Below are 13202 nucleotides of genomic sequence, written 5' to 3'. Positions count from 1 at the left end.
TCAGCGGCCGCCGACCGCGCCGCCCTTGCCTGACTTCTTCCTGCTGACGAACACGGCGACGGCGACCGCGCCGAGGATGACGATGCCGAGGACGATCGGCAGAGTCCGAGAGGTGCTCGAGTCGGCGGGCTTCTCGGCCGGGGCGGTCGGGGCGTCGGTCGCCGTTGGGCTCGCGGTCGGGGAGGGGGCCTCACCGGTCACGGCCAGGTCTACCGTTGTGACGCCGTCGGGCGCGGCAACCTCGGCACCGTCCTTCACGATCTTCAGGTATGGCGGGGTGCATTCCTTCTCGTCGGCCTTGTTGTAGCACCACGCCTCGATCGTGCCGGGCTTCGGCTTGTTCTCGTCAGGGCCTACCTGGGCGTAGGCGTACGGCTCTCCGGGGACGCCCATGTAGGACCCCCAGTACTGGCCGGTGAAGGTGGCTGGGCACTGGGCCGGGTGCCCGCCGATGGCGCAGATGAAGTTGCCGTCATCGCGGGCCAGTTCGAGCCCGACGGAGACGAGCGCGTCGGTGCCGGTCGCGGGGGTGCCGACGCACTCGTTGGCGAGCACCTCGCCGGTGTCCGTGACGACGAGCAGCCACACCTTGTCGGCGCTCAGGCAGGAGCCAACGGCGTTGTCGTCCTCGGCGTGCGCGGCCACTGGGGCCGCGAGAGCGGTAAGAGCCAGCGCGAACGCGCCGATCAGCGGGAGAAGGATCCGGCGGAGCATGGGGCACCTCTCGGCTATCGGACCGCGGAAGGATGGTCCGAAATGCCCGTTCGGCCCTGCCCTCCCGTAGACCTCGACGGGTTGAAAGGTCTGCCGCGTTCGGTGCTCCGGCTGGGCCCTGAGAAGGGCGTTCACGGTTGCGGGTCAGCCCTGGAATCTCACCAGGTTCCCCTCGCGCGAGCTATCCGCACCCTATCAAACCGAAGGTCAACGGCCGCCGATTTCTCCGCCGCTCCGGCGGCGGGTCCGCTGCCAGACGACGAGCCCGGCGAACGCGACGACGATGACCGCGACCGTGACGATGACCCCCCAGGGGGTGCTGCTGGGCACCTCGACCCTCACGTTGGTGGTCACGGGCAGGTCGACGGTCTCCGCGCCGGAAGGCGCAGCCACCTCGACGCCGCCCTGTGAGATTCGCAGGTGCGGGGGAGCGCAATCCTTCTCCGCCGTCGTGTAGCACCACGCCTCGATGCTGCCGGGCTTCGGCTGGAACTGGCTGGCGCCGACGTCTGAGTAGACGTACTCCGCGCCGGGCCCTCCGTGGTAGTAGGCCCAGTACGCGCCCGTGAACGTCCGCGGGCACTGCGCCGGGTGCCCCGACAGCGTGCAGACGAGTCGACCCTTGCCGAACTGGATCTCCATCCCGCCCGTGGCCAGCGCCTCCTCGCCGTTGCCGGGGGTGCCGACGCACTGGTTGGCGAGCGCCTCTCCCGTCTCGGTCGTGACGAGCAGCCACACGTTGCCGGAGGACAGGCATTCGCCGATCTCTGCGCCGCCGTCGGCCCGCGCCGAGGCCGGGACGAGCCCCAGCGCGAGCGCGAGAAGGAGCGTGAGGATTCTCATGCGGCTACTTCACCTTCGCCGTGGCCTTGGAGGTCTTCGACGCGGTCGTGTAGCCGGACTTCTTGCCGGTCACTTTCACCGAGATCTTGGTGCCCTTGTCGGCCTTGGCGAGCTTGTAGCTGGACTTCGTCGCACCCTTGATCTTCTTCCCGTCGCGGTACCACTGGTAGCTGAGCTTCACACCCGAGGGCTTCCAGGTGCCGGGCTTGGCTGTGAGCTTCTTGCTGACCTTGACGGTGCCGGAGATCGTCGGCGTCTTCGTCGTGAGGGTGCCGGCCTTGACCGTGGTGGTCTTCTTCGACGTCTTCGACACCGTTCCGTAGCCGGACTTCTTTCCCGTCACCTTCACGGTGATGGTCGTGCCCATGTCGGAGGCGGTGAGGGCGTAGGTGGACTTGGTTGCCTTGGAGATCTTCTTCCCGCTGCGGTACCACTGGTAGCTGAATGCGGGCTTGGGCGACCAGGTGCCGGGCTTGGCGGTGAGCTTCTTGCCGACCTTGACGGTGCCGGAGATCGTCGGCGTCTTCGTCGTGAGCGACCCGAACGCGGCCGTGGCGTAGCCCTTGCCGACGACGCCGAGGATCGCCTGCGTGGTGGCGCGCACATCGTCGGTCGTCCCCATGTGCTTCTTGGACCAGGCGGCCTTCGACGACGTTGCGGCTTGCTGACGCTTCAGCGAGCGCCGCGGAGACTCGGTGTTCTCGCCCGCCTCGGCCAGCGCGGAGGCGACGACGCCGGTCGAGTTCGCCGAAGAGTAAGTGGCCCAGTAGTAGTCGTCGCCTGCGTCGCGCTTGCGGTTCGCCTCGTTCTTCGTCCAGCCGATGGCGCTCGTCAGCCGCGTCTGCGCCTGGGGCTTGACGCCGGCCGGCCCCTTCTTGACGAGGATGTTCATGGCGGAGATGCCGATGCCGGTGTAGTCGGCGTCGCCCTTCGCCGGGTTGGTGCCGAAGCCGAAGCCGCCGTCCTGCGCGACGATCATCCGACCCATCAGGTAGGTCAGGTCAGCGTCGGAGAGGTCGCCCAACTTGCCGAGGCGGCCGAGCGCGATCACGGTCAGGTACCCGCCCCACGCCTGCGTGACCTTCTTCGCCTTGACGAGGGCGATCAGTTCCTTGACGAGGTCGCGGTCCTTCCCGAAGAACCGCGCGGGGTCGGCGACGCCGGCGGCGTCGGCGGTGAGGATGATCTTGGCGAGCCGGTCGGCCCCGCCGTCGGCTCCGGCCTTCACCCAGGCAGGGCCGGCGTCGGGCTTCCGCAGGTCGGCGAGCATCTTGTCGATCGTCGAGCGGTGCAGCTGCGCCGCGGAGAGCGCGACGATCCCGTCGGCGAATACCCCGGTGTCGCTCTTCGGCGTGAAGGCTCCGGCGTCGTACTGCTTCTTCAGCCAGTCGGCGCCCTTCGCCGCGCTCTGCTTGTCGGAGATGAGGGTTTCCGCGTGTGCGGGCAGCGCGATGAGGATGGACGTCAGGAAGACGGCCAGCGCGGTCATCAGCGCCGCCGATGTCCGTTTGACTTGGGTGCTCATGGTCGACATGTGTCGCTCCTATCTGTGGGTTGGGTCTGGGGGTACGTCATGAGGGCGGTTACCACGTTTTCTGCCCCTCGTTCGACTCCGCGTTGGTGCCCTCGTCGATCACCTGCTGGCGCTGCTCCTGGGCTTGGCGCTCGCGGTCGGCGAGCTGGGATTCGCTCGGGTCGGGGGAGTCTTCGGGGTCGGCGTCGACGGGCGGGGCGCCGTCGGTCTTGTCCTCGATGCGCTGGCGCGTGTCGTTCCACTGGTCTTCCAGCGTGCCTTGGGGCGAGCCGGCGTCCTCGGCGGGGGAGAGCCGGCCGGGACAGGGCGCGGTGGAGAGCACGAGCTGAGCCTGCTGAAGCCGCACGATTGCGCCGATGACGTCCTCGGCGGCCAGCAGTTCGTCGGCTCCCGCCTCCAGCGACCAGGCCCAGTTGAGCCGGATCGTGCACTGCGGACCCGTGGGGGCCATCCCGGCGGCGCGCTCGAAGTCGCCGGCAGCGGCGTCCCAGAGGCGCAGGCGGTACTGGGCGGTGCCGTGGTCGAAAGCGGGGACCCAGCGCTCCACGGCGGCGACCCGCTGCGCGACCCCGAAGGCCCGTGCCGCCCCGGCGTAGTCGCCCTCGTGCGATCGCTGCACGCCCATCTGAACCGCGCCGAGCTGGACAGCGAGCCAGCCCGTTGTGCCCAGCAGCACGGCGGCGGGCAGCAGGGTCGCCCACAACCAGCGGCTGGCCCGCACGGCGCTCCTTGTCCTCATCTGCGGACCTCCCGGCGGGCGGATCGCCAGGCGCGCAGCGCCGCGAACAGCTCCCAGCCCAGCGGCGCGAGCGCGACGAGGCCCAGAATCCAGCCGAGGGCAAGGGCCGCGGCGTCGCCATCCTCCACTACCGCGGCGCTCGCGGCGGGCAGCGTAGCAGCGAACGGGCCCGGCGTCGTGCGGTGCTCGTAGCCGCCGCCCAGCTCGTCGGCGATGCGCCGCAGCGCCGCCTCGTCGATGTGCGACAGCTGCGGCTCGCCGTGACGCTCGACGAGCTCTTCAGAGGCCGGGCTCTGCCGCATCCGGCCGCCCGCCTCCGTGCCGTAGCCGAGTACCAGCGCGTCCTCGGCCAGGACGCGCAAGCCGGCGAACGAGCCGGGTTCGTCCTTTGCGGTCTGCTCGCCGTCACCGAGGTAGACGACGAAGCGCGCCGCGTTGGGCCGGGCCACGGCCTCCTCCGCAAGGACCTGCTGTGCGAGGTCGGCGGAGGCGGCGATGTCGCTGCCCGTCCCGTAGCTCTCCTCGCGCCACCCCATCGTGTTGGCGAGGCTGACGATGGCCGAGGCGTCGGTGGTCCACGGCGCGGAGACCCGGGCGACGTTGTCGCTGGTGATCGCGGCGTAGCGGGCCGCGCCGAGCCGCGTGACCAGCTCCTGCACGTCGGCCGCCACGCCGTCGATGCGCGGCTGCGTGCCGTTCCAGTCCTGGGCTCCCATGGAGGTGGTGCGGTCGACGATGAGCAGGACGCTGAGCGTCGCCGGCGGCGCGGTGCGGTCGTCGTCGGCACCGAGGCGCGCCTGAAGGGCCATCGCGGCCGCGAGGACGAGCACGAGCAGCCGACGCCACAGGGACCCGTCGCTCCAGGTCCATCGGCCCCTTCCCGCCACTCGTCCGGCACTGGCGATCACGATGCCCACCCCCATGAGCAGCGCCGTGGGCCAGATCAGGTCGACGTCGCGGGCGCGCGGCGATGCGGCCAAGGCCTTTGCCTCCTGCGATCGCACCGCCGTCTCGATCGCCCCTACATCGGTGCTCGGCGCGAGCAGCAGCACCTCCCCGCCTGTGCGTCGCACGGCCTCGGTCAGTTGCCGGGTGACGCTCGGCGTGTTGTCGGAGGGCACGATGCCGTGGACCAGCACGCCGCGGTCGACTGCGCGGCCGACGGCCTGGTCGAGGCTGAACAGGGGGCGGCCCGCCACCTGGTTGTCGGTCGCGAGCACGATGGTGCGGGACCGGTCCTGTTCGGGCACGTCGAAGCGCGAAACGCAGCTGGCAAGCCCGTCGCCGATCAGCGAACTGCCCTCCCCGATCTGGGTGCCGGGCACGACCCGCCCGTCGAGCCACTCCTTGGCCGCGGTCAGCTGTTCGGTGATGAAGGAGGCGTCGTCGGTGAGGGGGAAGACCGTGACGGCGGAGGCGTCGAAGGCGACGAAACCGATCCGCTCGCCGTCGAGGTTCGCGGAGAGTTCGAGATAGGCATCGACGATCTGCCGGTCGACCTCCGACATGGAGCCCGAGACGTCGAGGCACAACACGACATCGCGGTTGGTGCGCTGCTCGGGCACGTCCTGCGGCGCGACGGGCCGGGCGACGGCGAGGACGGCCCCGGTGGAGGCCAGGGTCAGGCCGAGGACCTGGACCAGCTGGAGGCGCGCCTTCCGTGCTGCGAGCGCGCGGAACCGGGGCAGCGCGCGGAGCCGGTCCGCCCCGGCGATGGGCGCGCCCGCGGCGCGGACGGCCCTCGGCGTCAGGGTCAGCGCGAGGGTGGCGAGGACGACGAGAACCGCGAGCGCGGCCGCGGCGAGCCAGGGCTGGGTCAGTGCCATGTCGACACCACGTCCTTCGCGGCGACCGCCAGCGCCGTCAGGTCGTCCTCGGCGCCGCCGAACGCGTAGGCCTCGATCCGCGCGGCGAGCTCCGCCACCGGCCCCAGCGATGGGTCCTTCAACGCCTCGACCCGCAACTGGTCGGCCGTTTGGTAGTCGGCGTCGCCGTCGCCGACGGTGCCGACGAACGCGCGCGCCACCCGCCCGATCCCGAGTGCCCGCTCGTGGCCGGGTAGCGGGGCTCCGGAGAGCTCGTCGATCCGGCGCAAGGCGTCTTCTCGCAGCTGCTGGAGGGTGTCGTCGGCGAAGGGCTCGCCGCCGTGGGTCAGGTCCCACCAACGCCATACGCCCCCCGCGGCGAGGCCGAGCGCGGCCACCCCGAGGAACGCTACGACGAGCCACCACCACCAGGCGTGGGCAACGGGGGGATGGAGCTCGAGGAGGGCGTCAACGGGCACGGCGCTGCCTCCTGATGAGGTCGATCACGTCGAACGCGACCCGGGAAGGGTCGGCGAGCACGGCCTCGGCGACGCCCAGCCGGGCGAGCGCGGCGGCGCGCCGGGCGGCTCGGTCAGCCGTCGCCTCCCGCAGCTCCCGCCGCAACTCGTCGTCGTCGAGCCAGTCGGGCAGGGGGTGGCCTTCATCGAGGTCGAGGAGCGCTCGCGCGGCCAGCTCGGGGGCGGTGGGGTCGGCGTCGGGCACGGTCAGCCACAGCACCTGGTGCTGGACGGCGAGGCGGCGGATGCGGGCCTCCACGTCTGCGGTGATCTCGACATCGTCGGAGACCACAGCCACGACGGCCCTGCGGCGCAGCGTCCGCGAGGCGGCGGTGAGCAGCGCGCCCAGGTCCGAGGGCGCGGCATCCGGGGAGACGGCGCGCTCGACCACGCCGAGTTGGTGCTCCAGCTCGACGAGCCGGGTGGAAGGGCGCGCGGCCCGCGTGTCGTCGCCGTCGCACCAGAGCATGCCGACGTAGTCGCCGAAACCGGTGGCCAGCACGCCGAGCGTGGCGGCGGCGTCGAGCGCGATCGCGGCCTTGTCCGTTGCCGGGGTGGCGAGGCCCGCGAGTCCGCGCCCGCTGCACACCGCGATCAGCAGGGTGCCGCGTCGCTCGGCGACGTGCCTGCGCACGAGCAGCGATCCGCTGCGGGCGGTGGCGCGCCAGTCGATGTCGGAGACCTCGTCGCCGACGACGTACTCGCGCAGGTCGTTGAAGTCGAGGCTGGGGCCCACCTGCAGCGACGCGTGGACGCCCTCCAGCGGATCCGACACTTTGTGCCGGATCGCGAGGGCGACCGTCGCGCGGATGCGGGTGATGCGGGCCATTTACGGAGTGGGCACCGCGGCGAAGATGGCGTCGACGAGCTCTTCGGGGCGGACGCGCTCGGCGAGGGCCTCGAAGGTGAGGATCAGGCGGTGCCGCAGCACGGCGTGCCGCAGGCCCGTCACGTCGCCGGGGACGACGTAGCCGCGGCCGTCGAGCAGCGCCGACGCGCGCGCCGCGTGCAGGAAGGCGAGCGCTCCGCGGGGGCTGGCGCCGTATTCGATCCAACGCGCCTGGTCTCCGGAGAGGAAGTCCGCGGGGCGGCGGGAGACGTTGACCAGCTCGACGATGTAGCGCTTGATCGCGTCGTCGACCCGCACGCGCTTGGTCAGCTCCTGCAGCCGACGCACCTCCGCGGTGGTGGCGCAGGCCGCGGTGGTGTGCTCGAAGGTGCCCTCCTCGCTGCGGGTCAGCACCTCGAACTCGTCGTCGGGGCTGGGGTAGGCGACGACCTCCTTGAGCAGGAAGCGGTCGAGCTGCGCCTGCGGCAGCACATAGGTGCCCTCCTCCTCGATGGGGTTCTGCGTGGCGAGCACGACGAACGGGTCGGGGAGCCGGTAGGTGTGCCCGCCGATCGTGGTTTGACGCTCCTGCATCGCCTCGAGCATCGCCGACTGCGTCTTGGCCGACGAGCGGTTGATCTCGTCGAGCAGCACGAAGTTGGCGTGCACCGGGCCGAGCTCCGTGGTGAACCCGCGGGTCGCCTGGTCGAAGATCTGGGAGCCGATGATGTCGCTGGGCAGCAGGTCCGGTGTGCACTGCACGCGCGCGAAGCTACCGTCGACGGCGCGGGCGAGCGTGCTGGCCGCGAGCGTCTTGGCAAGCCCGGGAACCGACTCGAGCAGGATGTGACCCTGGCTCAGCACGGTGACCAGGAGCGCCCTCAGCAGCTGCGGCTGGCCCACCACGGTGGCCTCGAAGGTGGCCGACAGCCGGTCGAGCGCGGCCTTCGCGCCGTCGATCTCCTCAGCCGTCAGGGGAGGGCGGGTGGGGTGAGCCTCAGTCATCGGGGTCTCCTAACGAGGGGTTCCACATGTTCTGGATGGTGCGGGCCGTGGCGCGGCGCGCGAGGGCGCGCGGCGGGATGGCCGGGGGGTCGGCGTCGGTGGGTTCGATGGGAAGCACGCGGGTGTCGTGGCTACGGCGCAGTGCACGGAGCAGCGGCAGGCCGATCAGCAGCAGGAGCAGGCAGGTCGAGACGCCGCGGACGAGGTCGTAGGCGAAAGAGGTCTCCCAGCAGTACTGCCAGAGCCGCACGGCCGACTCCCACGGGGAGAGCCCAGGCAGGAAGGTGCCGGCATCGGACTGGTCACCGGTCCAGCTGGTGAGGTTGAGCAGCAGGCCGGACAGCGGGCCCAACGGGATGCTGAGCAGCGCGCCGAAGGCCCACGCCGTCGCCGTGCCGAGCGGCCTGAGCAGCCCGCCGGCCACGCCCCATAGCCCCCAGACAAGGCTCTGCGCCACGAGGTGCTCGGCGACGGTGTCGGTGACCAGCGCGGAAAGCAGCGCCGCCGCAGCGCCGGTGAGGAAGCCGGCAGGCCCTCCCATCACGACCCCCGCGAGCAGCGGGAAGGCGTAGAGGAACTCGACGCCGCTCGTGCCCGGATGCAGGGCGGCCCGGGTCAGGATGGCGGCAGCCCCCAGCAGCGCGGCCGGTGCGAAGGGCCGGAGCCGCCGCCCCGCCGTCGTCCACAGGACGAAGCCGAGCAGCACGAGCAAGGAGGTGACGGCGGCGAGGACCCACGGCGCCTCGGCCTTGAGGGCGGCGCTGTCGGCCACGGTGCCTGACGACCAGATGGGCCAGGCCAGCCAGCCGAGTCCGACGGCGAGGGTCAGGAGCACGACGGCGCGAGGCCAGGTGCCGGTGGCGGCGGAGGTGGGGTTCATGCCGCTCCTCCCTCGAGAAGGATGGCCGACTCGATGACGTCGCCGAGGCGGGTCGGGGCCGTGCGGGGCAGGGCCTTGGCCGTCAGCGGCGCGGTGGGCAAGGCCCTCTGCACGGCGCTGGGCGACCCGAAAGCGACGATCTCGTCGCCGTCGATGACGGCGATCCGGCGGCAGGCGCGGACGAGGAACTCGACGTCGCGGGTGGTGATGAGGCGGACGCCCCGCGAGCCAGCGCTCAGCTCGCGCTGCGCGGTGATCTGCCCGGCCTGGTCGAGGCCGAGCTGCGGTTGAGGCAGCCAGACGGCGCCCGGGGTCACCCGGGCAAGCAGCAGCCGGAGGGCCGCACGTTCCCCCGAGGAGTGCGCGGCCAGCGGCGCCAGGCCCCGCACGCCGCGCAGGCCGCCCAGCGCCCCGAGGGCGCCGGTCCCGTGCCGGGCGTCCCAGGAGGCGAGCAGCTCCGCGGGGGTGAGAGCGTCGGGCAGGAGGCTGGGCACGCGCGACCCGCTGAGGCGCGCGGTCAGCCGGCGTGCAACCGGCTCGGCGCGTCCCGAGCGGTGGACGATGCCGATGGCCTCGCCCGGCAGAAGATCGAGTTGCCTACCGGAGAGGCCGAGCTCCGCGGGGTCGACGGTGACCTCGGGGGCGTGCGCGGTGCGCCGCGTCGAGGGCACCGCGTGCGAGAGCACAGGAGAGCCGACGAGCCGTCGCACCGACGATGGGGTACGGCAGCGGTCCGGCGGGAGCCGGAAGATGCGGGCGAGGGTGAGCAGCGTGGGCTCGCGGACGGTTGCAGGCGTCCAGGCGCCGACGGGCTGGGTGGGGAGACCGAACTCGGCGATCGCGTCGGCGAACTCCCACACCGCGTCCAGCTGATGCTCCGCCCACAGCACGTACGCGCCGTCGGCGGCCCGCGCCCTGAGCGCCACGCCTAGGTCTCGACGCAGCGCGGGGTCGGCCGCCGCCATCACCTGGTCGACAAGGACCAGCGGCCGATCCGGGCCGAGCCGGAGCTGCGCGAGGGCGAGCCGCGCGCGCTGATCGGGCGGCAGGGAGGAGACGGGACGGTCTTCGCAGCCCTCGAGGTCGGCCTCGACCGCGTCGGCCTTCCATTGCGCGAAGGCCTCCCGGACGGTGCGCGGGTCCGGGGCGGCAGGGTCGACTGCGAGGACGCGCCCGGCGACATCGCCGGGATCCGTCGCGAGCAGGTCGAGGCCGTCGAGGACCGCGCGGCCCTCGTAGCGCGCACCGAAGGGAGCGTCGCGGGACAGGAGCGAGAAGAGCGCGCTTGTCCCGCGGCCGCCGGGGCCGACGATCGCGGTCACCTGCCCGGCGTCGGCGGTGAGACGGAGGTCTGTGAACACGGTGCCGCGGCCGGAGAGGTCGAGGCGAAGGTCACGCAGGTCAAGCATCGCGGCTCCCCTCCGTCAGGAGGAGGGCGGCGGGTAACGCCGCGGCGGCGAGGAGCGCAAGGACGGGAACGTCGGGCCATCCGTCCGCGGGGTTCCAACGGAGCGCGTCGTCGCCAGGGAGCCATGCTCGACCGAGCCAGGCGACGCCCGCGAGGATGGCTGTGGTCGCGAGCGGCCACGCGTCGCGCCGGGCAGAGCCCGAGGTGGCGGCCAGCGCGATCAGGGCAAGGAGGGGGAGCAGCGCAAGGTCGAGCGGCGACCACGCGGCCCGCAGCGCGGCGGGTACGACCCCGGCGAGGAGGACCACGGGGAGCGCGGCGAGCCCCGCGAGCAGGATGCCGCGCAGCGCGACGCGCACGGCGGGGTCGTCGGCAGGCTCCGCGCGGTGGGCGGCCGCGCGGGCCAGCGCGAAGGTCTCGCCCCAGCCGCGCCGGGGGGGCCAGCCTTGCGCCGCCTCCGCCTGGCGGCGGTGCCGGGCGGCGACGGTGGCGTCGCCCAGGAAGCACCACGGACCGACCAGCTCCGCCCCGCGGCCGAAGGCGGACCGGGCAAGTTCCCACCAGCGCGCGCCGGGATACGCCTGCCAAGCGACGCCGAACAGCACGCACAGCGTGTAGGCGCGCAGGCCGCTCACGCCGGCATCGACGAGCCCGTGCAGCGTGAGGGGGCCGCCGATCGCCACGCCCGGGCTGAGGGCGAGCGACGGCAGCGGAAGCAGCACGGCGCCGCTCGACGAGCTGGGCAGGGCGACAGGGACCAGCAACCACCAGACAAGGACGAGGAAGCCGACGGACACCGCGCGGGTGTGGGGCAGGCGTCGCCGTCCGCCCGCAAGGGTGCCGCACAGCGTGACCGCGGCGGCGAGCGTCCCCATCAGCAGCGGATTGGTGGTGCCGAGCGCCATGGCCCCGAGCAGCAGCAGGGTCGCGGCCAGCAGTCCTGTGGCGATCATGGCGCACGCCGCCTTCGGGCACTGATCCCCGCGATCGTCAGCACTGAAGCGGCGGCGGCGATGGTCACGCCGGCTGCGACGCCCTGCACGGCACGGGTCGGGTGCACCGCCCCCCTGGCGGCGCCCTCCACCCGCTCGCCGACGGGGCTGGGTGCGGGCCAAGGGGCACGGGCTTTTTCTGTTCCGGTCGTGCCGGGGGTCGCGGTCCACGTGGTGTCCGCGGAGCCCGCGGTCACGTTGCGCAGCCGGAAGGCGTGGGGGGCGGCCGTCAGCCCGCGGGGCATCTGGTAGCGCACGATCGCGACCTCGTCGGGGCGTCGGGCCGGCTGGTTGCCCTCGGGCCCCTCGACGGTGGCGTCGTGCCATATGCCCTTGTCGTCGGCGTAGTCGACGGCGAACTGGGAGCCGGGAACGGTGCCAACCAGGTGGAGATCGAGGACTGCCCCCGCGGGCTTGACGTCGCCGTAGCCGTCGCCCAGCACGGTGGGGTTGCGAGTGCCGAAGGGGAGGAACCCGCCGATCGTCTCCGACACGTCGGTGCCGTCCACGCCCCCCAGACTGACCAACGCCCAGCCGCCGGCCGCGCCGTCGGTCACCGGGGGGATAGCGAGGGAAACCGTGCCGATCCCGCGCGCAGAGGTGAGCACCTCGCCGCCGGTGGTGAGGGGGGTGAGGCCCGCGAGCGCGCCGTCCTTCATCGTCGCGAGGTAGACGACCACCTGCACGCGCACGCCGGGGTTGCCGGTGACGATGACGGGGTAGGTGGCGCCGTCGCGCATCCAGTGGTCGTAGCGCAGCGAGCAGCCGTTCGGCGCGTCGTGGCAGAGCGCGGTGACCTGGGCAGGCGGGTCGGCGCGCGCGGTCAGCGGGAGCGCGGCGAGCGTCGCGGCGAACGCGAACGCGAAGGCGAGGGCGCGCCTCATTCGTCGTCCACCACCACAGGCTTGGGCGTGCGAAGCCCGGCGTACGAGGCGGAGATGAGGGCGCCGACGGCCGCGGCCAACCCGGCGACGGTGAGCAGCGGCGACCACGGGTGGACCGCAGCTCCGGCCGTGTCGCCGGGAGTGCGGGCGGCATTCTCCTGCCCCCAGATCGTTGGGGTCGGCGAGGGCGCGGCCGGAGGAACGGGGGCGACGGTCTCCCGTTGCGCCGCGCTCGTGGTGGGCGTCGTCGGCGAGATCGTCCTGCTGGGCGTGGGCGTGGGCGTCGGGGTCGGCCGCGACGGCGTGCGGGTCGGGGTCGGCGTTCGGGTAGGCGTTGCTCTGGGGGGACGCGAGGTGCGCGAGGGGGAAGGGCGCGGCGTCGCCGTCTTGGTTGGGGTTGCCGTCTTCGTTGGGCTTGCGGTCTTGGTCGCGCTCGGCTTCGGCGTCGGACTGGCCGTCGGCGTCTCGGTGGGCTCCGGCGGAACATACGTCCCCTCCGCGAACTCCGGGACGGGCCGTGGCTTGGGCGCGGGCTCGCCCCCGCTGGTGTCGAAGTACGTGAAGGCCCAGAACCCGTCGGTGTAGGGCGGATCCAACGTCCAGTCGTGATCGTCGCCCCACGCGCCGACCTTGCCCACCCGCGAGTGCCAGTACGTCTGGTTCTCCGGGGGCGCGATGCCGTTGATGCTGAAGACGATGCCGTCGTTCATCTCGTAGGGAAGCCCCGCGGACTTCACCACCGACTCCAACTCGTTTCCGCCGGTCTTCGGGAGGGTGTTCCCTTCGCCGCTGAGGGGAACGCAGCGCACGATCGACGAGTCGTCCTGGTTCCCCGGAACCAGCGGCTCGGGGTCCGGCGCGTTGGCCCAGTCGAGCACGACGGTCAGGCCCTCACCCTCCTGGCACCAGCCGTCGCGCCACGTGTCGTCGCCGCGCGCGGGCAGGCCGGAGACGGCGAGGACGACGGCGGCCGCCGCCGGCGCCGCCATCCACCTCCACTGCCTCGCGGTCATGTCCCCCCCTCGAAAGAACACGATTGGCGCGCCCCGCA

13 protein-coding genes and 1 riboswitch are annotated in these 13202 nt (G+C 72.5%); all 13 genes read right to left on the bottom strand.

Features of this window, described 5'->3' with window-relative positions; translation table 11 throughout:
- The 13 genes from IPJ61_RS12200 to IPJ61_RS12140 all read right to left on the bottom strand — a co-directional run bounded on the left by IPJ61_RS12200 (position 1) and on the right by IPJ61_RS12140 (position 13164).
- On the bottom strand, positions 1–714 hold the full coding sequence (locus tag IPJ61_RS12200; protein ID WP_297107634.1) for a hypothetical protein: 714 nt from the start codon (positions 712–714) through the stop codon (positions 1–3).
- Between the two features lie 70 nt (positions 715–784).
- Positions 785–925, bottom strand: a riboswitch (cobalamin riboswitch).
- The gene (locus IPJ61_RS12195; protein WP_297107632.1) at positions 922–1557 is read right to left on the bottom strand and encodes a hypothetical protein; all 636 of its coding nucleotides are present in this window, start codon (positions 1555–1557) and stop codon (positions 922–924) included. Its footprint overlaps the riboswitch before it by 4 nt.
- 4 nt (positions 1558–1561) lie before the next feature.
- Positions 1562–3091, bottom strand: coding sequence for a hypothetical protein (locus tag IPJ61_RS12190; RefSeq protein ID WP_297107629.1), 1530 nt, complete (start codon positions 3089–3091; stop codon positions 1562–1564).
- Positions 3092–3140: 49 nt separating this feature from the next.
- Positions 3141–3830 (bottom strand): hypothetical protein, encoded by a 690-nt coding sequence (locus tag IPJ61_RS12185; protein WP_297107627.1) that lies wholly within the window; start codon positions 3828–3830, stop codon positions 3141–3143.
- Entirely contained in the window at positions 3827–5656 is a 1830-nt protein-coding gene (locus IPJ61_RS12180) for a VWA domain-containing protein (RefSeq protein ID WP_297107624.1), read from the bottom strand. Before IPJ61_RS12180 ends, IPJ61_RS12185 begins: the two co-directional genes overlap by 4 nt.
- Complete coding sequence (locus IPJ61_RS12175) at positions 5647–6114, bottom strand: hypothetical protein (protein ID WP_297107621.1); 468 nt, start codon at positions 6112–6114, stop codon at positions 5647–5649. The genes IPJ61_RS12180 and IPJ61_RS12175 overlap by 10 nt, the downstream gene beginning before the upstream one ends.
- A complete protein-coding gene (locus tag IPJ61_RS12170) occupies positions 6104–6982 on the bottom strand; it encodes a DUF58 domain-containing protein (RefSeq protein ID WP_297107618.1) in 879 nt (292 codons plus the stop codon). Before IPJ61_RS12170 ends, IPJ61_RS12175 begins: the two co-directional genes overlap by 11 nt.
- Positions 6983–7987 carry an AAA family ATPase gene (locus IPJ61_RS12165; protein ID WP_297107615.1) on the bottom strand — a complete coding sequence of 335 codons (1005 nt, stop codon included), beginning with the start codon at positions 7985–7987 and terminating at the stop codon, positions 6983–6985.
- Positions 7980–8867, bottom strand: coding sequence for a hypothetical protein (locus IPJ61_RS12160; RefSeq protein ID WP_297107612.1), 888 nt, complete (start codon positions 8865–8867; stop codon positions 7980–7982). Before IPJ61_RS12160 ends, IPJ61_RS12165 begins: the two co-directional genes overlap by 8 nt.
- A complete protein-coding gene (locus tag IPJ61_RS12155) occupies positions 8864–10276 on the bottom strand; it encodes an ATP-binding cassette domain-containing protein (protein ID WP_297107609.1) in 1413 nt (470 codons plus the stop codon). Before IPJ61_RS12155 ends, IPJ61_RS12160 begins: the two co-directional genes overlap by 4 nt.
- On the bottom strand, positions 10269–11228 hold the full coding sequence (locus IPJ61_RS12150) for a hypothetical protein (RefSeq protein WP_297107606.1): 960 nt from the start codon (positions 11226–11228) through the stop codon (positions 10269–10271). The genes IPJ61_RS12155 and IPJ61_RS12150 overlap by 8 nt, the downstream gene beginning before the upstream one ends.
- Complete coding sequence (locus tag IPJ61_RS12145; protein WP_297107604.1) at positions 11225–12151, bottom strand: hypothetical protein; 927 nt, start codon at positions 12149–12151, stop codon at positions 11225–11227. The genes IPJ61_RS12150 and IPJ61_RS12145 overlap by 4 nt, the downstream gene beginning before the upstream one ends.
- Positions 12148–13164 (bottom strand): hypothetical protein, encoded by a 1017-nt coding sequence (locus tag IPJ61_RS12140; protein WP_297107601.1) that lies wholly within the window; start codon positions 13162–13164, stop codon positions 12148–12150. Before IPJ61_RS12140 ends, IPJ61_RS12145 begins: the two co-directional genes overlap by 4 nt.
- Between the last annotated feature and the right edge of the window lie 38 nt (positions 13165–13202).

This window comes from Tessaracoccus sp. (genome assembly GCF_016714275.1).
Classification (GTDB): domain Bacteria; phylum Actinomycetota; class Actinomycetes; order Propionibacteriales; family Propionibacteriaceae; genus Arachnia.
Note: the sequence above shows the minus strand (reverse complement) of the source record. Positions and strands in the feature narration are given on the sequence as shown.

Coding starts and splice junctions, on each gene's coding strand:
- IPJ61_RS12170 (WP_297107618.1), bottom strand. CDS start 6,982: ATGGCCCGCATCACCCGCATCCGCGCGACGGTCGCCCTCGCGATCCGG.
- IPJ61_RS12165 (WP_297107615.1), bottom strand. CDS start 7,987: ATGACTGAGGCTCACCCCACCCGCCCTCCCCTGACGGCTGAGGAGATC.
- IPJ61_RS12200 (WP_297107634.1), bottom strand. CDS start 714: ATGCTCCGCCGGATCCTTCTCCCGCTGATCGGCGCGTTCGCGCTGGCT.
- IPJ61_RS12195 (WP_297107632.1), bottom strand. CDS start 1,557: ATGAGAATCCTCACGCTCCTTCTCGCGCTCGCGCTGGGGCTCGTCCCG.
- IPJ61_RS12185 (WP_297107627.1), bottom strand. CDS start 3,830: ATGAGGACAAGGAGCGCCGTGCGGGCCAGCCGCTGGTTGTGGGCGACC.
- IPJ61_RS12190 (WP_297107629.1), bottom strand. CDS start 3,091: ATGTCGACCATGAGCACCCAAGTCAAACGGACATCGGCGGCGCTGATG.
- IPJ61_RS12160 (WP_297107612.1), bottom strand. CDS start 8,867: ATGAACCCCACCTCCGCCGCCACCGGCACCTGGCCTCGCGCCGTCGTG.
- IPJ61_RS12155 (WP_297107609.1), bottom strand. CDS start 10,276: ATGCTTGACCTGCGTGACCTTCGCCTCGACCTCTCCGGCCGCGGCACC.
- IPJ61_RS12150 (WP_297107606.1), bottom strand. CDS start 11,228: ATGATCGCCACAGGACTGCTGGCCGCGACCCTGCTGCTGCTCGGGGCC.
- IPJ61_RS12145 (WP_297107604.1), bottom strand. CDS start 12,151: ATGAGGCGCGCCCTCGCCTTCGCGTTCGCGTTCGCCGCGACGCTCGCC.
- IPJ61_RS12180 (WP_297107624.1), bottom strand. CDS start 5,656: ATGGCACTGACCCAGCCCTGGCTCGCCGCGGCCGCGCTCGCGGTTCTC.
- IPJ61_RS12140 (WP_297107601.1), bottom strand. CDS start 13,164: ATGACCGCGAGGCAGTGGAGGTGGATGGCGGCGCCGGCGGCGGCCGCC.